At 56.6% G+C, this 22,957-nt stretch carries 19 protein-coding genes; 16 read left to right on the top strand and 3 right to left on the bottom strand.

Annotation, left to right across the window (positions count from 1 at the left end; translation table 11 throughout):
- From HQL76_09960 to HQL76_09915, 10 genes are all read left to right on the top strand, one after another.
- Entirely contained in the window at window positions 1–945 is a 945-nt protein-coding gene (locus HQL76_09960; protein ID MBF0109490.1) for an Rpn family recombination-promoting nuclease/putative transposase, read from the top strand.
- 161 nt (window positions 946–1,106) lie between these two features.
- Window positions 1,107–2,957 (top strand): chemotaxis protein CheA, encoded by a 1,851-nt coding sequence (locus HQL76_09955; GenBank protein ID MBF0109489.1) that lies wholly within the window; start codon window positions 1,107–1,109, stop codon window positions 2,955–2,957.
- Between the two features lie 57 nt (window positions 2,958–3,014).
- A complete protein-coding gene (locus tag HQL76_09950) occupies window positions 3,015–3,377 on the top strand; it encodes a response regulator (protein ID MBF0109488.1) in 363 nt (120 codons plus the stop codon).
- 74 nt (window positions 3,378–3,451) lie between these two features.
- Window positions 3,452–4,135, top strand: a complete 684-nt coding sequence (locus HQL76_09945) for a hypothetical protein (protein MBF0109487.1) — start codon at window positions 3,452–3,454, stop codon at window positions 4,133–4,135.
- A gap of 19 nt (window positions 4,136–4,154) precedes the next feature.
- Window positions 4,155–4,844, top strand: coding sequence for a hypothetical protein (locus HQL76_09940; GenBank protein MBF0109486.1), 690 nt, complete (start codon window positions 4,155–4,157; stop codon window positions 4,842–4,844).
- A 36-nt stretch (window positions 4,845–4,880) separates the two neighbouring features.
- Window positions 4,881–7,688 carry a response regulator gene (locus HQL76_09935; GenBank protein MBF0109485.1) on the top strand — a complete coding sequence of 936 codons (2,808 nt, stop codon included), beginning with the start codon at window positions 4,881–4,883 and terminating at the stop codon, window positions 7,686–7,688.
- The gene (locus HQL76_09930; protein ID MBF0109484.1) at window positions 7,685–8,644 is read left to right on the top strand and encodes a diguanylate cyclase; all 960 of its coding nucleotides are present in this window, start codon (window positions 7,685–7,687) and stop codon (window positions 8,642–8,644) included. The genes HQL76_09935 and HQL76_09930 overlap by 4 nt, the downstream gene beginning before the upstream one ends.
- 102 nt (window positions 8,645–8,746) lie before the next feature.
- Complete coding sequence (locus HQL76_09925) at window positions 8,747–9,943, top strand: hybrid sensor histidine kinase/response regulator (GenBank protein ID MBF0109483.1); 1,197 nt, start codon at window positions 8,747–8,749, stop codon at window positions 9,941–9,943.
- A gap of 54 nt (window positions 9,944–9,997) precedes the next feature.
- A complete protein-coding gene (locus HQL76_09920) occupies window positions 9,998–10,663 on the top strand; it encodes a hypothetical protein (protein ID MBF0109482.1) in 666 nt (221 codons plus the stop codon).
- Window positions 10,664–10,671: 8 nt separating this feature from the next.
- Window positions 10,672–11,229 (top strand): chemotaxis protein CheD, encoded by a 558-nt coding sequence (locus tag HQL76_09915; protein MBF0109481.1) that lies wholly within the window; start codon window positions 10,672–10,674, stop codon window positions 11,227–11,229.
- Window positions 11,230–11,241: 12 nt separating this feature from the next.
- On the opposite strand, the gene HQL76_09910 is transcribed toward HQL76_09915, so the two are convergent.
- Window positions 11,242–11,478, bottom strand: coding sequence for a hypothetical protein (locus HQL76_09910; protein MBF0109480.1), 237 nt, complete (start codon window positions 11,476–11,478; stop codon window positions 11,242–11,244).
- A 393-nt stretch (window positions 11,479–11,871) separates the two neighbouring features.
- Between HQL76_09910 and acs the strand changes: the two genes are divergently transcribed.
- From acs to HQL76_09895, 3 genes are all read left to right on the top strand, one after another.
- Complete coding sequence (gene acs, locus HQL76_09905) at window positions 11,872–13,803, top strand: acetate--CoA ligase (GenBank protein ID MBF0109479.1); 1,932 nt, start codon at window positions 11,872–11,874, stop codon at window positions 13,801–13,803.
- 135 nt (window positions 13,804–13,938) lie between these two features.
- Window positions 13,939–15,027, top strand: a complete 1,089-nt coding sequence (gene serC, locus HQL76_09900) for a 3-phosphoserine/phosphohydroxythreonine transaminase (protein ID MBF0109478.1) — start codon at window positions 13,939–13,941, stop codon at window positions 15,025–15,027.
- 258 nt (window positions 15,028–15,285) lie between these two features.
- Window positions 15,286–16,302 (top strand): class II fructose-1,6-bisphosphate aldolase, encoded by a 1,017-nt coding sequence (locus HQL76_09895; protein MBF0109477.1) that lies wholly within the window; start codon window positions 15,286–15,288, stop codon window positions 16,300–16,302.
- Window positions 16,303–16,448: 146 nt separating this feature from the next.
- Here the strand turns inward: HQL76_09895 and HQL76_09890 are convergent, their stop codons facing one another.
- The gene (locus HQL76_09890) at window positions 16,449–16,637 is read right to left on the bottom strand and encodes a hypothetical protein (GenBank protein ID MBF0109476.1); all 189 of its coding nucleotides are present in this window, start codon (window positions 16,635–16,637) and stop codon (window positions 16,449–16,451) included.
- A 491-nt stretch (window positions 16,638–17,128) separates the two neighbouring features.
- Between HQL76_09890 and HQL76_09885 the strand changes: the two genes are divergently transcribed.
- The 3 genes from HQL76_09885 to HQL76_09875 all read left to right on the top strand — a co-directional run bounded on the left by HQL76_09885 (window position 17,129) and on the right by HQL76_09875 (window position 21,212).
- Window positions 17,129–19,687 (top strand): TolC family outer membrane protein, encoded by a 2,559-nt coding sequence (locus HQL76_09885; GenBank protein ID MBF0109475.1) that lies wholly within the window; start codon window positions 17,129–17,131, stop codon window positions 19,685–19,687.
- A 126-nt stretch (window positions 19,688–19,813) separates the two neighbouring features.
- Window positions 19,814–20,536 carry a DUF3782 domain-containing protein gene (locus tag HQL76_09880; protein ID MBF0109474.1) on the top strand — a complete coding sequence of 241 codons (723 nt, stop codon included), beginning with the start codon at window positions 19,814–19,816 and terminating at the stop codon, window positions 20,534–20,536.
- Between the two features lie 133 nt (window positions 20,537–20,669).
- The gene (locus HQL76_09875; protein ID MBF0109473.1) at window positions 20,670–21,212 is read left to right on the top strand and encodes a hypothetical protein; all 543 of its coding nucleotides are present in this window, start codon (window positions 20,670–20,672) and stop codon (window positions 21,210–21,212) included.
- Between the two features lie 34 nt (window positions 21,213–21,246).
- Here the strand turns inward: HQL76_09875 and HQL76_09870 are convergent, their stop codons facing one another.
- Window positions 21,247–22,926 (bottom strand): tetratricopeptide repeat protein, encoded by a 1,680-nt coding sequence (locus HQL76_09870; GenBank protein MBF0109472.1) that lies wholly within the window; start codon window positions 22,924–22,926, stop codon window positions 21,247–21,249.
- Window positions 22,927–22,957: the final 31 nt, after the last annotated feature.

Raw genomic sequence — 22,957 nt, 5'->3', positions numbered from 1 at the left:
CTGCTGAGCGAATTGCTTATGACCGACGTGCGCATCGTCGAAATCCTGGAGAGCGAAAGCAACCGCGATGACCCTCTGGACAAGTACAACCGCGTTGACATGAAGGTCAAGAACGGCCAGGGTGAATTGATCCTGATCGAACTGCAATTCGAACGGGAACATGACTACCTGCAACGCCTGGTCTTTGCCTCCTCCAAGGCCGTCACGGAGCATCTGAAGGCAGGTGATGCCTATGCAAACATACCAAGGATCATATCGATCAGCATTTTGTATTTTGATCTTGGCGAGGGCAGGGATTATATCTACCATGGCACGACCTCGTTCCATGGCCTGAACACCAAGGATGAACTGCAACTCAATGAAGGGCAGAAGAGTCTGTTCTGTCGCCGAACGATCCGGGAAATCTTCCCGGAATATTACCTGATCAAGGTCAACCGTTTTAATGAAGTGGCACGGACAAGTCTGGATGAGTGGATCTATTTTCTCAAGACAGGCGAGATCCGGGATGAATTCACGGCGCGCGGTTTGCTCAAGGCCAAGAATCTGTTCGATATTCTGAACCTGCCGGAGTCGGAACGACAGGCCTACGAGCGCTATCAGGATGATCTGCATTTCCAGGCGAGCATGGTGCAGTCCACCTATGGCGCCGGATTGATCGATGGAAAGCAAGAAGGCCTGCAAGAAGGCTTGCAAAAAGGCTTGCAAAAAGGCATGCAAGAAGGCTTGCAAAAAGGCTTGCAAGAAGGCTTGCAAAAAGGCTTGCAAAAAGGCGAACAAATCGGCCAGGCCAATCTTCTGGTCGGCATTCTCCAACGCCGTTTTGGCGCATTGCCCGATTGGGCCCAGGAAAAGCTCTCCCAGGCTGATTCCAAATCATTGGAAGAATGGAGCCTGCGGATCTTCGATTCCCAATCCCTGGACGAGGTGTTTGCCGCTCGGGCATGAAGATGGAGGATTTCCCAAAACGCCGACTTCGCTCTCCACTGATAGCCCTGCGAAGTTTTCTCTTGCCTTCCAAGGCATTGCGGTAGAGAATCCGCCTGTAATGGCGTATCGTCACGGTTTTCTCTTGACTTTGGTTGTTCTCTTTTTGCCTGAAGGGCATCATGTTCGACGAAGAGACCAAAAAGGCGCTCATGGAGGAGTTTTTCTCGGAAAACCGGGAGGCGCTGCGCCGTATCGAGAAAGGTTTGCTCGACCTGGAAACCGATCCAGGGGATCGGGAGCGGGTCAATGCCATTTTTCGCGACATGCATACGGTCAAGGGCAATTGCCGGATGATGAGTTTTCCGCGCCTGGAGGAATTGGCGCACAGGGCGGAAACGGTTCTGGACTTGATGCGTGACGGTCATCTCGTCATGGACCAGAAAATCGGGACGATCCTGCTCGGAGTCGTGGACGGGGTTGGACGGACATTGGAGGAAATCGCCCGGTCGGGATCGGAGGGGGCGAGTGATTTTTCTTCGATCATCGGCGCCCTGGAAGGATTCGCGACCCCGGCGTCCGTGGCGGTCGACTTGTCGCCTCCGACGGAGATGGTCCCGGAACCTTTCAATAATATCGCCGAAAAATTGACGCACAAATCGACTGAACCGGACCGGGCGATTCTTTCTTGCCACGGACCAGAAACCACCACCCGCTCCGCAAAGCCCGCCGAAACTTCTTCCCTGGCCGGGGACGGAGACGAAACGGTGACGCTTCCGGTTGGCGTCGCCAGCCCCAGAGAAACCGAAACCGCCGGCAATCCCGGCTCGCTGGAATCGATCCGGTTGTCCTTGAGCCGTCTGGACACCTTGATGAATCAGGTCGGTGAATTGGGGGCTTCCTTCAACCAGCTCAAGTATGTTTTGTCGGAGCGCCCCGGCCAGGTGGATCAGATTCTCGAAGTCCATGGCAAACAGATTCACTGGTTGCAGGAGGAGGTGATCAAATATCGTCTCCAGCCCATTGGCCGGATCTGGGAACAGTATCACCGTCTGGTCCGGGATCTGTCGGTCGAGACGGGAAGGAAGGTTGTCCTCGAACTGGTTGGCGAGGAAACGGAGGTGGATCGCAATGTCCTTGTCGCCATCAATGAACTTCTGGGCCATCTGATTCGCAATGCCGTCGATCATGGCATCGAGCCTTCCGGGGAACGATCCGCTCTGGGAAAACCGCCGGCGGGGCGGATCACGCTCGCCGCCGAACAGAAACATGGACAGATCCTGTTGGAAATCAGGGATGATGGCAGAGGTATCGATCCAGGGGCGATCCTGAACAAGGCCCTTGCCACCGGGCGAATCACCCCCGAACAGGCCGCCTCCATGAAAGAGGCGGAAATCATCAGGCTCATCATGGCTCCTGGTTTTTCGACCGCTCGGGAAATCAGCAGGATTTCGGGACGTGGAACCGGAATGGATGTAGTTCAGGCCGCGCTCGACAAGATTGGCGGGACCATCGTCATCGACAGCACTCCGGGGGTGGGATCGACCTTTCGCATGTCCATTCCCCAGACCATGGCCATCGTATCCGCCTTGATGATCAACGACAGCGGTGAAACGTTCGCTCTGCCCCAGGCCAATGTCGTGGAACTGGTTTCCTTCTATGGCGATGATATTCGTCGTAACATCGAGGGCAAGATGCAATCGCCCATGGTTCGGGTACGGGAAAAATTGTTGCCCCTGGTGCCGCTGCAACGGTTGCTCCGTCGCGATGGTCCAGGACGCAGTGGCCAGAGGGAACTGGAGCGGATTCATTCCGCCAGGGAACTCCATGTCGCGATTCTTCAGGCCCAGGAACAACTGTTCGGCCTGGAGGTTGGAGCCATTCTGGGGCACGCATCGCTGTTGATCAAACCGATCGATCGGATGTTTTCGCATATTCAGATTCTTGCCGGGACCGCGGTCCTGCCCGACGGGGGGATTACCTTTCTGCTCAATGTTTCGGCATTGCTGGAGGGATCGGAAAAGCGGGAATGAGTTGCTCCTGGCAATGGATGGTTAAGGAGCGGATTGAATTGAATTGGAGATGATGTGATGACAAAGATGAAGGCCTTGATTGTGGATGACAGCAGTCTGGCTCGGATGATGGTGCGCAAAATTTTTGCGGACGGGTTCAAGGATTGGGAACTCCTGGAGGCAAAGGATGGTCAGGAGGCCCTGGAGAAGACCGAGGGGGTGGCACTTGATCTGGCATTGGTCGATTTCAACATGCCGGGAATGAATGGAATCGATCTGGCGGAACGGTTGCTGCGGAAACAACCGGGGCTGTCCATTCACCTGGTGACGGCCAACATTCAGGAACGGATGCAGCAACGCGCCGAATCCATCGGGATCGGCTTCATCAAGAAACCGGTCAATCAGGACAAGATCACCGCAGCCATGCGCAATGAGCGATAACGCACTGCCGCCATGCAGGACGTGGCGCGCGAGCGGTGGTTGCGCCACGATCATCATGCACTTCGGATGGGTCCATGGGCTTTCTGAGTGAACTGGAACTCGACCTTCTGGCCGAGGCGTTTAACATTGGTCTCGGATCGGGTTCCGCCGCCTTGAGCGAATTGCTGGGTGAAGAAATTCACGTCACGGTCCCTTCCGTCCACATTCTTCCCAAGCGCGCCGCCATCGATCTCTGTGCCGCCCGTTTTGATTTCGACGCCCATACCATTCGCCAATCTTTTGTCGATGAAAAAAACGCGCATGGCTTTTCGGGAGAGGCCTTTTTGATCGTTTCCCAGGTGAGCAGTCGGAATCTGGCGTCAATGCTTTGTGGTTCGGAAGTCAGCGAAATAGATGTCCTGGCGGAATTGGGGAATCTGCTTTTGCACGCCTGCCTGTCCAGCCTGGCCGACATGATCGAGACGGAGTTTGATTCGAAGCTGCCCGAGGTCCACCTTCATCGCGCCGCGGATCTTCTGATCGAAATCTCCCGCGCCCAGGGAAGCCAGGCGATGACGATGACGGGGCCAAACGAACAAAAACGCCGACCTGTGGAACTTCAGGACAAGGTGTTGCAACTGGTGGTCGAATTTCGTTCCGCAAGCCGGGAAATCGCCGGGGAGGTGATGCTGTTTTTGGATATCTCGAAACTTCCAGATCTCAAGGGGACGATCGGCAGGGCTGTCCATCGGCTTCTTTTCCAACGAGAAATCAATTAATAACAACAATGGAACGATCATGCGCCGGGAGAAGGAGGAAATGTTTCGTCTGAGCGAACTGGAGGAAGATGCGCTTAAGGAATTTTTTAATCTTGGATTGGGCATGGCGGCCAATTCATTGAGTCGGATGGTCAACAACGAAGTGCTGCTGACGCTGCCAAAACTCAAGGTTGTCCCCTATGAAGAGGCGACCCGGATGTTGCTTCGGGATGATCATGAGGAAAAACTGGTTGCGGTCCGGCAGAATTTCAGAGGGGAACTGACGGGAACCGCCCTGTTGATTTTTCCGGGCAGTGAAAGCCTGGAACTGGTACGGACATTGTTGAACGAGGAAATTCCCCTGGAGGTGCTGACCGAACTGGAACAGGAAACCCTGCTCGATGTCGGAAATGTCATTCTCAACGCATTCCTGGAAAGTTTTACCCAGATGATGAGCATCGAGTTCGAGTTCGAAGCGGCGGAATATTTGCGGGGATCGAGCCGATTTTTACTGGATGTTTCCTCGCACCTTGCGGCACAAAGGCAGTCGTTGATGGCGGATGGGGAGGATGACGATGACGAACGGGCCTTCGTGTTGATGATGGATTTCAAGACCAGTGACGAAAATGAAGCACAACATACCTTGAGCGGGTTTGTCGTTCTCTTGTTCTCGCAACAGGCGATGATGATCCTGAAACGTGAATTGGCGGTGATTCTGGAGAACTTGTAGGGGGTTCGATCCGACGGGTCGGGAACGGATCCATCCTTGGGACTGGCACTCTTTCAGCATTGCGGCTGTGCCGCGCCATGGGACGACATGACCGGTTTGGACCTCGATCTGTTGCTGAATGCCCTCGAAGTGGGAACGGTGGGGACGGTCATTCTTGATCCGGGTCAGGTGATCGTGTTCTGGAACGAATGGATGCACAAGGCAACGGGATTACAGGCCCGGCAGGTCCTTGGACGGTCCCTGTTCGCGGTGTTCGGCGAACTTGAAAGCTCCCGGATCCATCGGGCCATCGAGAGTGCCCTGGGTTCGGGATTGCCGACCATGCTGTCGCACCGTCTGACCCCGACTCCGTTTCCGTTGTTCACCGCCTCGGAAAAAAGTTCCGGGAATGCGCGCATGGATCAGATGGTGCAGATCCGGGCGATTCGCGATGGCCATGGGGTGCGACACTGTTGCATCCAGATCCAGGACATCACCAATACCGTTTCCCGTGAACACCTGCTGCGCAATCAGGCCCGGGAACTCAAGATTGCCAAGGAGACGGCGCAAAAAGCCAATCAGGCCAAAAGCGATTTTCTGGCTAATATGAGTCATGAAATTCGCACGCCCATGAATGCCATCATCGGCATGTCCCATCTGGCCTTGAAGACCGATCTCGATCCCCGGCAGCGCGACTATGTTTCCAAGATTTCCTCCTCGGCGCAATCGCTGCTCGGAATCATCAACGATATCCTTGATTTCTCCAAGATCGAGGCGGGAAAACTGACCATCGAGACGGTGCCGTTTCATGTGGATGATGTTCTCAACGATGTCGCCAACCTGATTTCCATGAAGGCGGACGAGAAGGGATTGGAGGTCAGTTTCCATGTCGATACCGGGGTGCCGATGAAATTGATCGGTGATCCGCTCCGTTTGGGGCAGGTATTGATCAATCTGGCCAACAATGCCGTCAAGTTTACCGAAAAGGGAAACATTGTCCTTGCGATTCATCCGCGACAGTGCGAGGAATTTCGTGTCGAACTCCATTTCAAGGTCCGGGATACCGGCATTGGTTTGAACGAGGAGGAGATGGACCGGCTGTTCCGGGCGTTTTCCCAGGCCGACTCTTCGACGACCCGGAAATTTGGTGGCACCGGACTGGGGTTGACCATCTGCAAAAGGCTTGTGGAAATGATGGGGGGAAAAATCTGGGTGGAGAGCGTTCCCGGTCAGGGTTCGACGTTTCATTTTACCGCCATCTTTGGTCGCAAGGATACGAACCGGCGCCGTTTTCGGCTGCCCTCGCGGGCGTATGTGGGGCTTTGGGTATTGGTCGCCGATGACAATCCGGTGGCGCGGGAAATCGTGCAAAAATCGCTCGAATCCTTTTCGTTCCGGGTGACCGCGGTCTCCTCGGGGGAGGAAGCCTTGTCCGAACTGGAACGGGCCGGTCGCGAGGGACGACCGTATCGGATGGTTTTCCTCGACTGGAAAATGGGCGAGATGGACGGGATCCGGACCGCCCGCGAGATCAATCGACGTTTTCCCGGCATCAAGGTGCCCAAAATTGTCATGGTGACCGCCTATTCGCGGGAGGATGTCGCCCTGGCGGCCAGCCAGTCGGGAATCGACATGCTGTTGACCAAACCGGTCAATCTTTCGGTCATGTTCGACACGGTGTTGACCATTCTCGGGGAAAACAGGGAATATCCCAGGATCTCTTTACCTCCACCGGAGCGCATCGAAGCGGACCTGTCGCGCATTCGTGGTGGGCGACTGTTGCTGGTGGAAGACAACGAAATCAATCAGCAGGTCGCACGGGAATTGTTGGAGGACAAGGGGTTTTCGGTGCGGATCGCCAACAACGGCGCCGAAGCGGTGGCAACGGTTGCCGTGGAAACCTTCGATGCCATTCTCATGGACATCCAGATGCCGGTGATGGATGGCTACACCGCTACCAGGGAGATCAGGAACCTTCCGGAGGGACGCTCGGTTCCCATCATCGCCATGACCGCCAACGCCATGGCCGGTGACCGTGAAAAATGCCTTCTGGCGGGAATGAACGAACACCTGACCAAACCGATTCATCCCCCCGCCCTGTTCGAAACCTTGTGCCGGCTGGTGGTGGTTTCGCCGCGTTCGCCGTCCGCGGGCGTGGGCGAAGGTTTGGACCATAAGGGTCCTTCTCCCGTGATACAGGGGCCGGACGCGACGCCATGGCCGGAATTCCTCGATGGCGTCGATGTTGTCCTCGGCCTTGGGAATGTCAGTGGAAAACGATCCTTGTATCTGAAAATAATCAGGAATCTTCTTTCTTCCCATCGTGATGTCGTGACCAGGGTCGGTGACCTGCTCGCAACGGGTGACCCGGTTTCGGCGCACCGTTTGGTTCATACGTTCAAGGGAATGGCCGGAACCATCGGCGCGAAAGAATTGATGGAGGTGGCGCAACGGTTGGAGTCGCGATTGAAGGAGAAGAACCTGGAAGGGATCGACGGGTTCATCCGTCCCTTTTCGGTCGCGGTCGAGCGGGTGATGGCGGCTCTGGAATCCTTTCTTTCGGACCTCGATACGGGCGTCGAACGGAAAACACCCGTCGCGGAAACGAACGATCGGCCTGTCGAACCCCTGGAAATCGATCGTCTGACGCCGTTGTTCGCCGAACTGCACCGAATGCTCGACGAGGGCGATTCGGACGCTTTGAACCTGGTGATCCGGACCCGGGAACTGTTGTCCGATTCCCGGTTGTCGGAACCGTTGCGGCATCTTGAATCACAAATCGATGAGTATGAATTCGACGCGGCCCAGGCGACATTCCGCGATATTGCCGCAACCCTGAATCTGTCGTTTTCCAACCCCCGATGAAACAGACCATGAGCCCCTTGCCCTCCAAAAACGGCGCGGACAACAAAGCCAAGATTCTCATCGTCGATGATGAAAAAATCAACATCGATATCCTTGATGGATTGCTGAAACCTTATTACAGAACGGCCATCGCCAAGGATGGGATTCAGGCCCTCAAACGATTGGAACGGCCACCACTGCCGGACCTGATTCTGCTCGATGTCGTCATGCCGGGGATGGACGGCTACGAGGTGTGTCGTCTGGTGAAGAAAAACATGTTGACCCGGGAAATACCTGTCATTTTCGTCACCGGTCAGACCGAGGAAAAGCATGAGGCCTTGGGTTTCGAGGTGGGGGCGGTCGATTACATCAGCAAACCCTTGAGTCCCATGATCACTTTGGCGCGGGTCAAGACCCATGTCGAACTTAAGCGGCGTGGCGATGCCCTGGAACGAATGGCGGTGCTCGATGGTCTGACAGGAATTGCCAATCGCCGTCGTTTTGACGAATTCCTGGAATATGAATGGGAACGATCCCTCCGTTATCGGCACCCTTTGTCACTGATCCTGATGGATATTGATTTTTTCAAACGTTATAACGATGCCCTGGGGCATACGTCGGGGGATGAATGTCTGGTCAAGATTGCCCGGTCGATCGCCGAGGCGATGCCGCGAACCGTGGATCTGGCCTGTCGTTATGGTGGCGAGGAATTTGCCTGCGTCTTGCCCGAAACCAGCGCCGAAGGGGCGGGAATCGTGGCGCGGCGCATTCTGGCCAATTGCCGGGATTTGCGTCTGCCCCATCCCCGGTCCGACGCGGACGAAATCGTCACCTTGAGTCTGGGGACCGCAACGGTCGTCCCCACGCTCGACATCGCCCGCGGTCATTTGATCGAGATGGCCGACAAGGGGTTGTACCTGGCCAAGTCCCGTGGACGCAATCAGGTGCGGCAGTTTTCGGAGGGTGGAACCTGTTGACGATGGCGTGCCGGAGGGGGAGAAACAAGGAGTGGGAATCGTCATGTTTTCAATGGGCCGGGGTCCGATGATTCGGGATGCCCGTGGTGGAGAAGAAGAGCGATGATCGAGGACGAGTCGGCAAGAATTCTCGTGGTCGATGACGAGAAGGCAAATATCGATGTCATGGTGGGGCTTCTGAGCGACGAGTTTCGCGTCATCGTCGCCAAGAATGGACTTCAGGCTTTGAAGCGGACCCGTACCTTGCCCCTTCCCGACCTGATTCTTCTGGATATCCTCATGCCGGAAATGGATGGACTGGAGGTGTGCCGTCAACTCAAGGCGGACCCGGCCACGGCGGGGATACCGGTCATTTTCATTACCGGAATGAGCAATCCTGCCGATGAAACGCATGGATTGGAACTGGGCGCGGTCGATTTCATCCGCAAACCGTTCAGTCCAGGGGTGGTTCTGGCGCGTATTCACACCCATCTGGAACTTTTGCGGCAGAGGAAACGCTTGCAGGAATTGAATGATCTGAAGAATAAATTCCTCGGCATGGCCGCTCACGACCTGCGCAATCCACTCAACTCCATCTGTGGCATGTCCGATTTGTTGCTCAACCTGGAGCTGGCGCGGGATGAGCAGCATCGATTTCTTTCCGCCATCCACAACGTCGGCATGCAGATGCGCCATCTTATCGATGATCTTCTCGATGTCTCGGTCATCGAAAGTGGCCAGTTCCGATTGTGCCGCAAACCGCACAACCTGGAACGGATGGTCCAATCCCGCATTGAACTGCTTCAATTTTCCGCGGATCGGAAATCGATCCGGATCGCCTCGGAGTTTTCCACGACCGGAGAGGTTTTCTTCGATGAGGACCGGATGGGGCAGGTCGTCGATAACCTGATTGGCAACGCCATCAAGTTTTCAAATGATTCATGCACCATAACCGTTCGCACGGGTCGGGATCCAAGGGGCGTCTGGTTCTCGGTGACCGACGAGGGACCGGGCATCTCGGAGGAAGACAAGGGACGCATGTTCGGCCCTTTCGAAAAATTGAGTGCGCGTCCCACGGGCCGGGAAAAGAGCGTTGGTTTGGGTTTGTCCATCGTCAAGAAGATCGTCGATGCCCATTGGGGTGAAATCATCGTCGAAAGTGTGTTGGGGAAGGGATCCATGTTCAAGGTGGTACTGCCGTTGACGGAAGGAGAAAGCGGGGAATCGGATCGGAAAAAAACATGGCAACCAGAGGTGAACAAGGAGTATCGTTCAACGAGGTCCTGTCTTTCGCTGGACGGTTCGAAGGGGCTTCGATGAACGGCGGTTGCGGTATTTTTCGGCGACATCGCTTCATGGGCAGGGGGGCGGAAGATGTTGGACGAACTGGAGGAAGACGCGATCAGGGAGATGTTCAACCTCAGTCTGGGGCATGCGGTTCCCACCCTGAGTGAAATGGTCGATGCGGAGATCGAGTTTTCTCCTCCATGCATCGAAATGACCGCGGCGCAACGCCTGATCGAAAACATTGAACAATTGGTGGGATCGGCGGCCTGTCTGGTGCAGATGGGTTTCAAGCTGATTCTGGCGCGAACGGAAGAAGTGGCGGGGACAGCACTTTTGTTGCTGCGCGGCGAATCGGTGGCCCCGCTTCTGGATGCCCTGTATGGCGAGCATGTCCCGGAATCGATGCACAATGAAGTGTGTCGGGAAACATTCACCGATGTCGGGGACCTGTTGCTCTATACGTGCGTCAGCACCTTGAGCGGTCTGCTGGATGCGGATCTGGAAGGAAAGAAACCGGTGTTCTTCAGGGGAAATCCGCGTGACTGGAACATGAGCATGGCCTCGTTCAATCTTCGCGATGGCCAGGTCGAGGAGGCGTCATCGTTCGGGGAAAGACAGGTTGCCAATCTTCGCGTCGATTTTTCGATTCCGTTGCGAATGGTGGGGGGCTCGGTCGTGATCTGGCTCGACTGGACCGACAAGGTCGGCCTTCGACAGGCCATTCGTCGCTTCATCGCCACCCGGTCGGTTTGAGCCAGCCCATGGCCCTCATGGAACATGCGAGCCGCTTCGTCACCCTGGATCCTGGAGAACTGTTTCTGGGCATTCGGCCCATGGAGGTTCATACCGTCCTGGGATCGTGTGTTTCCGTGGTGCTGTTTCATCCCCATCGGAAGTTGGGCGCGATCTGCCATGGCAAACTTCCGTCGCGCCCGTGCGATCACGGCTGCAATGGATTGAAGGTGTGTCGGTTGATGGGGGATTATGTCTCCTGTGCGTTCCATTTCATGCTCTCATGGTTCGACCAGATGGGAATCGCGGCCAGGGAATTGGAAGTCAAACTGTTCGGCGGGGCCATGATGTTCACCCTTCCCGGCAAGACCCAGGAAGAATCGATCGCCATCGGGCGGAGGAACGTCGAGGTGGCGATGGACCTGATCCGGGAGAAAAAATTGCGCCTTGTCTCTTCCGATGTGGGCGGCCCGTGGGGCCGCAGGATCGTTTTTCACTCGGGAACCGGAGAGATCAGGCTGCAACGAATCCGCAAGACGGAACTGGAATTGATCGAGGTCGCGGCGGGTCGGACGACGCTTTCGTGAATGACGCCCGGGTCATTTATTGTTGGCCTGCATGCTTTCAAAATTGGCCATTCCGGTCTTGGAAATATTGATTTTGAAGGCCTGGCTTTTGCCATATTGCGGGACGTTGGAACGTTCGTGAATGGCGTTGGCGGTCTGGGAAGAACTGGCATGCACCTTTTCGCCCAGTTTCTGGCTTGCCTGCATGGCCCGGGTGGTCATCAGATGGCTGACGCTGGACATGAGGGCGCTTACTTTGGAAATGGCCATTGTCGAATTCTTTCATTTGGTTGTCGTAGGAACGGAAGCGTTCGCTTCCCGAGGGTTTGTTCAAGGTCGGCGACAATGCCGTCACGCAGGACCCGTGCCATGATTGAAAGAGATGGATTTCGGGGATCGTTTCAGGACGGGGGCTGTTGCCGATGTCATCGTGGAGCCTTTCCCGGGCGCGATCCAATTTTTTGACACGAATGGAAAAAGAGGACTGATTCCTGACGGATGAAGTGTTACAATGCCCGTCGTCAAGGGGGGAACCCGCAAGTGATGGGACCAGGGGAAACGCCGTGGGTGGCGGTTCCAGGAGATCCGAAGGTCCGTTTTTTACGCGATCCAAACAGCGACGATGCCTGCCGCCAGGCCATGGCGCATACCAGGAGAATCGACATGAGCAAGGTCTATCCCGTACCCAAGGAGTTTGCCGAGAACGCCTTCATCAACGAGGAAACGTACCAGCGATGGTACCGGCAATCCATCGACGATCCCGAGACCTTCTGGGGTGACCGGGCGCGTGAATTTGTCCATTGGTTCACTCCCTGGACCCGGGTGCTGGATCATGATTTTCGCAAGGGGCACATCCGCTGGTTCGAGGGCGGCACGACCAATGCCTCGTACAACTGCCTCGACCGTCACCTGGAAACGCGGGGTGACCAGACCGCCATCATTTGGGAAGGGGATGATCCCGGTTCGGACCGCCGGATCACCTATCGCCAGTTGCACGCCGAGGTGTGCCGGATGGCCAATGTCCTCAAGGGACGTGGCGTTTCGAAGGGGGATCGGGTCTGCATCTATCTTCCGATGATCATCGAGGCGGCGGTGGCGATGCTCGCCTGTGCCCGGATCGGCGCGATCCACTCGGTGGTGTTCGGCGGATTTTCTCCCGATTCCATCAAGGACCGGATTCTCGATTCCGACTGTCGGACCGTCATCACCGCCGATGGCGGCTTCCGTGGCGGCAAGGTGGTGCCCCTGCGGGCCAACGTCGATCAGGCCCTCAAGAGTTGTCCCAACGTCCACACGGTCTTGACGGTGCGTCACAGTGGCACGGAGGTCCAATGGGTCGCGGGGCGGGATGTCTGGTATCATGAGGCCGCGGCGCTTGTGGAGCCGGCGTGTCCTCCGGAACACATGGACGCCGAGGACCCGCTGTTCATTCTCTACACCTCGGGCTCCACCGGCAAACCCAAGGGGGTGCAACATTGTACCGGCGGATATTGTCTCTATACCGCCATGACCCACAAGTTTATCTTCGACTATCACGATGGGGATGTGTTTTGGTGTACCGCCGATGTCGGCTGGGTGACCGGGCATTCCTACATCGTCTATGGTCCCCTGGCCAACGGGGCGACGACGTTGATGTTCGAAGGGATTCCAACCTATCCCGACGCCTCCCGCTTCTGGCAGGTGATCGACAAACACCGGGTGAATACCTTCTATACCGCGCCGACCGCCATCCGCTCCCTGATGGGATTGGGGGATGGACCGGTCCGGAAAAGCAGCCGCAAATCCCTGAAGCTCCTGGGCTCGGTGGGGGAACCGATCAATCCGGAGGCGTGGGAATGGTATTATCATGTGGTTGGAGAGGGGCGTTGTCCGATCGTCGATACCTGGTGGCAGACGGAAACGGGGGGGATCCTGATCACGCCGCTTCCCGGATGCACCCCGCTGAAGCCGGGATCGGCGACGCGCCCGTTCTTCGGCATCGAGCCGCAGTTGACCGATGCGGAGGGGCGGGTGCTCGAAGGGGCGACCGAGGGCAACCTGGTCATGGCCCGTCCCTGGCCCAGCATGATGCGGACCATTTATGGCAACCATCAGCGTTTTCTCGAAACCTACCTTTCCGCGGTTCCGGGAAAATACTTTACCGGAGATGGTTGCAAACGCGATGAGGATGGCTATTATTGGATCACGGGAAGGGTCGATGACATCATCATCGTTTCGGGGCACAATCTGGGAACCGCCGAGATCGAAAGCGCCCTGGTGCTCCATGAAAGCGTCTCGGAAGCTGCCGTGGTGGGCTATCCGCACAACATCAAGGGCAACGGGATCTATGCCTATGTCACCTTGATGCAGGGGGTGGAGCCGTCGGAAAAGTTGCAGAAAGAACTGACCGCTCTGGTGCGCAAGGAGATTGGCGCCATCGCCCAGGTGGACATCATCCAGTGGGCTCCAGGTCTTCCCAAGACCCGCTCCGGCAAGATCATGCGGCGCATCCTGCGCAAGATCGCCGCCAACGAGCTGGAAAACCTTGGTGATACAACGACCCTCGCCGATTCGACGGTGGTGGACAACCTGATTCGCAACCGGGCCAACAAATAGCCCCCCCGCACGCATGACGAACGCACCCGCCAGTCGGGCGGGTGACGTATTCATGATCGGTTATTCCTGGGCGCGCCCATTCATTGGATCATGCGCCCTTTTTCTTTTACCACGATGAAGGAGCGTAGAGGACAGATGGGACGTGTTTACAACTTCAGTGCCGGTCCCGCCGCCTTGCCTGTGGCGGTGCTGGAACGTGCCCGGGACGAGATGCTGGATTATCAGGGGTCCGGCATGTCGGTGATGGAAATGAGTCACCGTTCGAAAAAATATCTGGGCATCATCCAGCATGCCGAATCGATGCTCCGGTCCCTGATGGGGATCTCCGAGGACTACGATGTGTTGTTCCTTCAAGGGGGTGCGACGTTGCAGTTCGCCATGGTGCCGATGAACCTGATCACCGACCCCCAGGGAGAAACCGCCGACTATATCCTGACCGGAAGCTGGTCGAAAAAGGCGATGAAGGAGGCGAAAAAAATATTTTCCCGAATCCGGGTTGCCGCTTCGAGCGAGGATGTCCGGTTTACCCGGATTCCGACCCAGGACGAACTCAAGCTCGACCCCGAGGCCGTCTATGCCCACATGACCACCAACAACACCATTTATGGGACGGAGTTTCACTATACCCCCGATACCGGCAAGGTGCCTCTGGTTGCCGACATGTCCTCCAACATCCTGTCCCGGGTCGTCGATGTCAACCGGTTCGGGATTATCTATGCCGGGGCGCAGAAAAATCTGGGCCCCAGCGGGGTGACCGTGGTCATCATTCGCAAGGACCTTGAAGGGCGCCACGCCAACCTTCCGGTGATGCTCGACTACAAGGCCCAGGCCGCCGAGCAGTCGATGCTCAATACACCGCCGACCTATGCCATCTATATTCTCGGGATGGTTCTCGACTGGGTCCGGGATCAGGGCGGGGTGGCAGGGTTGGAACAGCGCAACATCCGTCAGGCGGATCAGGTCTATCGGGTGATCGACCAGTCGGGCTTCTATCGTTGCCCCAACGAAAAGGGGAGCCGGTCGCGCATGAACATTCCCTTCACGCTGAGCAATCCGGATCTTACCGAAACCTTCCTGTCCGAATCGACCCGGGCGGGATTGATGACCTTGAAGGGACATCGTTCGGTCGGCGGGATGCGGGCGTCGCTGTACAACGCCATGCCCGACGAAGGGGTCACGGCATTGACGGAGTTCATGAAAGAGTTCGAGCGGCGTTACGGTTGATTCAGACCAGGATTGCCGGAGTCGGGTTCGCAAGGACAGCCAGTCGGGCTTCCCATCTTTGGTATTATCGAAGGAAATGGATTGCCGATTGGTGTCGGTGCTGTTAACATCCGGGAATCGAAAATGAAGCACCATCCCGAAAAAGTTGCATCAGTGATGTACAGGTATCGGTTGTGAACCGGGTTTTCCGGAATGGAAGGGATTCGGATCGGGACCGGGGACCACCGCCTTAAACACGTCAACGAAAATGAGGAAAACATGACCGTCAGCTATAAAGAATTAGGACTCGTCAACACCAAAGCCATGTTCAAGGCCGCCTTCGAGGGCAAGTTTGCCATCCCGGCCTACAACTTCAACAATATGGAACAGTTGCAGGCCATCGTGACCGGTTGCGGTGAGTCCGACTCCCCGTTCATTCTTCAGGTCTCCTCGGGCGCCCGCAAGTATGCCAACCAGACGCTTCTGCGTTACATGGCCCAGGGTGCGGCGGAACTCCTCAAGGAAATCAATCCCCACCTTAAATTCGCGCTGCACCTGGATCACGGCGATACCCTGGATCTGTGCAAATCGTGCATCGACACCGGGTTTTCCTCGGTGATGATCGACGGGTCGCACCACTCCTTCGCCGACAACATCGCCCTGACCAAGAAGGTCGTGGAATATGCCCATGGTCGCGACGTGACCGTTGAAGGGGAACTTGGGGTTCTGGCCGGGATCGAGGACGATGTCGTGGCGGACAAATCGACCTATACCCGTCCCGAGGAGGTCGAAGAGTTCGTCAGCAAGACCGGAGTCGATTCACTGGCCATCTCGATCGGCACCTCTCATGGCGCCAACAAGTTCACCCCCGCCCAATGCACCCGTAACGCCGAGGGCGTCCTGGTTCCCCCTCCGTTGCGCTTCGACATCCTGGAAGAGATCGAACGCCGCATCCCCGGCTTCCCGATCGTGTTGCACGGCGCCTCGTCGGTGGTTCCGACCTATGTGGGCATGATCAACGGCCATGGCGGCGCCCTGAAAGACGCGGTCGGCATTCCCGAGGATCAACTGCGCCGGGCGACCCGTTCCGCCGTTTGCAAGATCAATATCGACTCCGACGGACGCCTGGCCATGACCGCGATGATTCGCAAGGTCTTCGCCGACAAGCCCGCCGAATTCGATCCCCGCAAATACCTTGGACCGGCCCGTGACGAACTGAAGAAAATGATCATCGAAAAGAACAAGAATGTGCTTGGTTCCGCCGGTCAAGGCAAAGCCATCTTCGGTGGCAAGTAAGTTTAAGTTGCAGTAAGAACAGTCGCAGCACGAGAAGGGGCGGCGCCGAAAAGGCGCCGCCCCTTTTTTTTATTTCCCGAATGTATTTCTTCCCTGCGGGAGCCACACGATCCATCGTTTTCGTGGGGGGGCCGGAAGACCGGGCGTTACGGTTTGGAACAATCCGGCAGGGTGGTGCCATCGATCAGGTCCAACAAAGTCGTGCTGTCCACCATGTCGAAAAGCATCGCGAGTTCGTCGCAATTGTAGCCCTGTTGTTCCTCGTTCATAGGCTCGGTGCTGGGGGGGGCATGGGGGAAAGGGATCGTATTATTGAGAGGAAGGGGTTTGTCCACGGATTCCTCCATTGGCATTGATAAAGAAAGTGACACATTCATGCAGACAGGTTGGCCCTGTTGATCCGGGGATGTCAAGGACTGTTTTGGCAATGGTATGTTTTATCGTGTCATTTTTTGTCTCGGGAATTGTTTTCCGGTGGTGTCATTCAGAATTATTTGTTGGTCATTTTATGCAAGAATTGACGATCGTCAATTCTTATATTGTTATATCGATGAGTAATGATATGTCCGCCATGGGGGTTGAATGGACTGAAAAAGACTTGATCGTCAAAAATGATTGTTCATGGATTGGAATGCATGGAAACTGGTAAAATAAGAACATGTCGCTTGGGTTGATCGTGCGCTCGGGATATGAGTGCGCTACAGCGAAGGGATGAGGTGGTATGGTGTGGGCAACATGAATCCAAGATAAGGATTGCCAAGGCTCTGCGTCTATGAATCGATTACCGGGGTGGATGAAGAATAAGGTATGGCCATGGATTATAGCAATGGCTTGTATTTTTTTGTCGATTTCAGGAAGAGCGTTGGCCGCTGTGGAGGCGGTATCGGAGTTTGATGTTCGGGAGGATGGGGAGATCGTTCGCATTCAGCTTGAAACCCGGGTCGGGGTGTTCAATGGCGCCGCGCTTGGAAACTCCGGGCAGGAGGTGATCATCGAGCTCAAGGGGACCGACGCCAGGGAACTGATGGACCGGATCGGGAAATCGCGGAAACCATTGGCTGCGGTTCGCGGGGTTCATGTTCTTCCGGGGGAGGGGGAATCAGCGCGATTATTGGTCCAGTTGCGTGGCCCGTCGGAGGTATTGGACGAGACCATTGTCGCGGGAGGCGGCGACCGGTCACGTTGGGAACTGGTGTTGGGACCGGCGACTCTGGGCCAGGAACGACCGCGGGAAGCGGCGGTATTGTCTTCCATCGGCCTGGTGGGGCACGAGGGGCGGATCGAACTGCAGTTGGCGGGCAACCGCGGTCTGGTGGCGGAGGTTTCCTTCGAGGACAAGCCGCCGCGTCTTCTGGTCGATCTGCCGGGGGTGGGACACAAGGAGCTGGTGGCAGTGGCGCGTTCCTTTCGGACCTCCAATCCCATGATCCGTGGGGTTATGGTACGTCCGATCGACAAGGGGAGCAGCCGTCTGATGTTTCATCTTGCCGAGACTTCCGACCTGGTGGCTGGTTCGGGGGCTTTGGAGGGGGATACGGGCCGAATCTCGATCAGCATCGCGCCGGATGCGGCGCCTGCGCGGATGGTGGCCGGGATGTCGGCGTTGTCACGGATCCGGATCGACGAGCTGGTGGGACGATTAACCTTCGTGCTTCCCGGAGTTGACGGCAGTCGCGTCAACGCCTACACCGTCGATGATCCACCGGAACTGATCGTCGATTTTCTCGGATGGACGCCCAATCGTTTGGATGCGGCGGTTGCGGGATTTACATCGAGTCATCCTTCGGTGCGCAGTGCCCGGGTCGAATCGACCCGGTTGGGATCGGGACGGTTGATTTTCGAGTTGTCCGGTTCGTCACCGATGATTGCCAAGACCTTCGACGTCGCTCATTCGGAGCTGGGAGGGCAGCAGAAGACTTTGACGCTTGCGGTACGCAAACCCGCTCCGGGGAGCGAGGTCCCGGCGACTCGTGTCGGACGTGATGGGCGGCGTCCTGATTTGCGGCGTGATCTGCATGATCGTGCCCGTCCGGTGGTCGTGATTCGGCCAGTGCAATTGGAGCAGGAGGGGTATTGGGTGCGCAAGACGCCTCCGGTCGAGATACCCAAGGGGGCGAAAACCCTCCTTGGCCTGTTTCGGCAGGCCATGAGCAACGATCCCAAATATCAAGTGGCGAAATCGGATCTCGATGCCAATCAGGAGGCGATTCCCCAGGCGCGTGCCGGTCATCTGCCGACTGCCTCCTTCGATTATCAGCATGTCAGCATGTATCAGAACATCCTGCGCGCCTCCAATCCAACCTTTTCGACGGGCAACTCCGATTATCCCAGCCAGGATTTGACTTTGACGATCACCCAACCGGTGTTCAAGGCGCAGGCGTTGGTCAAGATGAATCAGGCGAGTCTGGCGGTCGAGCAGGCGCAGGTCAATCTGATCGCTTCGGAACAGGATTTGATTTTGCGTCTGGCGAGTGCCTATCTCAATCTGTTGGCGGCCAAGGATGCGCGTGAGCTGGCGAAGGCGGAGCGGGAGGCCAATGAAAAACAGTTTGAATTGGCCAGGGCGCGTCTGGACAGTGGTCTGGGGACGATTACCCAGTTGCACGACACCGAGGCGCGATTCGCTCTGACCGAGGCGCGGGAGATCGATGCGAGCAACAAATATGATGACGCCCTTCAGGGGATCAAGGAGATCGTTGGCGTCGATCTGGAGGACATTCAGGGATTTCGGGTCGATTTCGATGCCGCCCCGCCACAACCCGCGTCGGTCGATGCCTGGGTTCAGGCATCTCTGGAGCAGAATCTGGCGGTGCAGTCGCGAAATCTGGCGATGGAAATCGCCCGATTGGAAATCTTGCGGCAGCAGGCGGGTTATTTGCCGACGGTCAACCTGGTCAGTACGATCAGCCGTGAGGACAGCGATGGTTCCTTGTATGGGGATGGCCAGAAGGTGGACAACGTGGAGTTGGGGGTCAAGGTCAATGTACCGATTTTCGAGGGGGGGATGACCCTTTCTCTGGTGCGCGAGGCCATGGCCCGACGTGAGAAGGCTTCCCAGGAGCGGGAGCAGGAGTTCCGGCGCACCGAACGGATGACCCGAGCCACGTTCCAGTCGGTGGAGGCGAGCGCCCGCTCCCTGGCTGCCTTGCGCAAGGCGGTCGTTGCCCAGGACGGGGCTTTGCAGGCCCGTCTGGAAGGATTCAAGGCCGGAGTGGGCAATATCTTGACGGTGGTCGATGCCTATCGCCAGTATTATTCCGCGAAGCGCGATTATCTTCAGGCGCGATATGATTATCTGGTCAATCGACTGCGTTTGAAGCAGGCAGTGGGGACGTTGAGTCGGACCGATCTTCAAGACCTGGGTACCTTGCTGAAAACAGATTGATTGTTCATTGATTTTCTTGTCGGAATGGATTCTGGAATCCGCATTGAACCTTGACTTTTTTTCCGCCAACCGCAACCATCCTTTAAGGATGCGTCGATTTCGTCATTGTAAACGGGAGACATCGTGATGTCGCAGGCCTTGACTTTTGATGACATCTGGAAAATGTTCCAGGAAATGGTCCAGGAGGATCGTGAGCGGAGACGGAGGGATCGGCAGGAGGATCGTGAGCGGCGAGCGGAGTTGGACCGGAAAATCAAGGAAACCGACCAGCAGATCAAGGAAGTTTCCGCGCAAATGAGGGAAACCGCCCGCGAAATCAAGGAAGTTTCTGCGCAAATGAGGGAAACCGACCGCAAGATGCAGGAAACCGACCGGCAGATGAAGGAAACCGACCGCAAGATCAAGGAGGTCAGCCAGCAGGTTGGCAACCTGGGTAGTCGGTGGGGTGAGTTCGTCGAAGGCATTGTTGCTCCGGCCTGCGAGACCTTGTTTGCCGAACGGGGCGTTCCAGTGCATCGTGTCGCGCCTCGGGTCAAGGTAATGAGTCTGGACGGTCGCCAGCGCATGGAGATTGACCTGTTGGTGGACAACACCGACAGCGTTGTCCTGGTGGAGGTCAAGAGTCGTCTGACCGTCGAGGATGTCCGTGATCATCTGAAACGGATACGCGAGTTCAAGGAATTCTACGAAGGCGAGGGTGGCGCCCAGGTCATGGGTGCCGTGGCCGGCATCCTGATCGATAAAGATGTCGATCGATTCGCCATGAATGAAGGGCTGTTCGTTATCGTTCAGTCTGGCGACAGCGTCAAGCTGGCCAATAAGGAAACGTTTGTACCACGTACCTGGTGACGATGAGTTTCCGTATGGTGGCTGGAGTGATGATGTCTTGGCGACGGATCATGGGGGTGCCAGGTTTGGCAATGACACCGAAGGTGGGTATTGTGTTCCGACTGGAAAAAATTGAGAGAAAGAGTGCCTTGGCATGTCCGACAAGATAACGTTCGATGCCGTCTGGCAGAAGGTCACCGAAATAGTTCACAGAATAAATCATGGTATCGATGCCGTGGAGGACAATGCGGTTGATTCGAAGAGTGGATTACATTGGGATGATGAGATCGAAATTTTGATTGATGAACACATTTTTCCAAACTGGACGACCATGTTCGGTTATCCAAATAATATTGCAATACAAACAGCCCGAGCGACGATCATATATGACAGACAGGACAAGGGGTTCAGTGCCAAATTTGGTCCGACAGTCATCATTGACAGAGATATATTTCTTCTTTCTGTTTCGCGCAACATGATGGTGGACTTTGTTGACTTGCTGTTGGAACAAATGCCGTTGTTTAGAGAATTATCTCCAACATACCATGACTATCGCATCATGGGGGTTGTCGCGGGATTGACCGTGGAAGAGGACATAGCGCGGCATGCCATGAACCAGGGGCTGTTTGTCATTGTCCCGTCTGGAAACACGGTTCGAATCGCCAATCAGGAGGGATTTACGCCCAGGGTGTGGTAGTGGGCCATGGTGTCGTATCCACCGGGTCGTCACATCATTGGGGGTACTTTGCCGCCGACAGTTTCCTGGCGATTCGGTCCATGACCTCCAGCCAATCGCCGCGATTTTTCTGCCGAAAAAGCCGCATGGTCGGATACCACGGGGAATCTTCCCGTTCCAGAAGCCAGCGCCAATCGGGAGTTTTGGGCAACAAGGCCCAGGTGGGCCGTCCCAGGGCCCCTCCCAGGTGAAGGACTGCCGTATCGACCGAGATGACCAGATCCAATTCCTGAATGACGGCGGCGGTAACGGCAAAATCGGTCAAAAGATTCCCGGCGTCGAAAAAATTGGGGAAGGACGCGAAAAACTCCCGTTCACCCGGGGACAGGTCCACCTGTAATCCGATGAAGGTGATTCCCGCAAGACCGAGCAGGGGAACCAGGTGGGAGGGATCCATCGACCGTTTGCCATCATCCCGGAACATAGGGTTGCCACGCCAGACCAGCCCGACTTTCATGTTTGGTCCAGCCATCCAGGAACGGGGCAGGGGGGAGGGGTGGGTCGCGTGCAGATAGGGAGTGACGGCGGGAAGGGTCTCCAGTGTCGTTCCCAGCAGCCAGGGAAGACTCATCAAGGGGGCTTGGGTATCGCACGACACACCCTCTTCCCCTTCCAATACCCATCGATCGATGCCTGCGGCGGTGGCCATCAAGCGGGCAAGCGGTTGCGGACACCTGAGAAGAACCGTCCCACCCCTGGCCTTGACCTCCGGGGCGAAGCGAACGAACTGGATACTGTCACCCAACCCCTGCTCGCAGTGAAGAAGAATCGAGCGTCCCGCAAGGGAATGCCCGTCCCAAAGCGGCTCGGGCCGTCCATGCGGAGGAAATCCGGACCGCCGCCACCGCCATTCATGCTTTTCCCATCCTTTTTTAAAATCGCCCGACAACAACAAGACAAGACTTTCGGCAAAATGGGCCTCGGCAAGCTCCGGTGCGATATGCACCGCTTTTCCGATCCAGGACAGGGCCTCGGAAAGGTGTCCCTGCTCCATGAGAAGACAACCCAGATTGGCCAGGGCGTCGGGATGATCCGGTTTGAGCCGCAAGGCACGGTCAAGACACGCCATGGCCGATTCCAGGTTTCCCTGGCGATACCGGACGACTCCGAGGTTGGTCCAGTATTCATGGCTGTTGGGTTCAAGGTTCAGGGCACCTTCGAGGCAAAGGGCCGACTGGGAAAGGTTTCCCAGATGCTGCAGCGCGACTCCCAGATTGGCCAGGGCATCGGGGAAAGCGGGGTTTTCCGTCAGGGCCCGCCGATAGCATGCAACGGCGTCCAACCAACGCCCCTGGGAAAGGTACAGGTTGCCCAGATTGGAAAGGGCTTCGGGATAGGCCGGTTCCAGTTCGAGGGCGCGCAGAAGATGGGTCCGGGCCTCGTGCAATCGTCCCATGCGATGCAGGACGACGCCCAGATTGGAGTGTGCCGCGGCAAATTCCGGTTGCATGGCCAAGGCCCTGGAAAAACAATCCACCGCATCTTCCAGCCGTCCCTGGGCCTGGAAAACGATTCCCAGGTTGGACATGGCACGATGATGGTCGGGTTGACAGGCCAGCGCCAAACGATACGCCTGCGCCGCATCCGCCAACCGCCCCTGGGCAAGAAACGCATTGCCCCGTTCCTTGTGTCGGTCTCCCGGACCATCCGGGGCAGGGGAAGGTGAAAGCGACATGAGAGGGACTCGGACCGTGCCTCTCGATGGA

It is taken from the genome of Magnetococcales bacterium, assembly GCA_015228815.1.
Taxonomy (GTDB): Bacteria; Pseudomonadota; Magnetococcia; order Magnetococcales; family UBA8363; genus UBA8363.
This window is presented reverse-complemented; position numbering and strand designations above follow the sequence as displayed.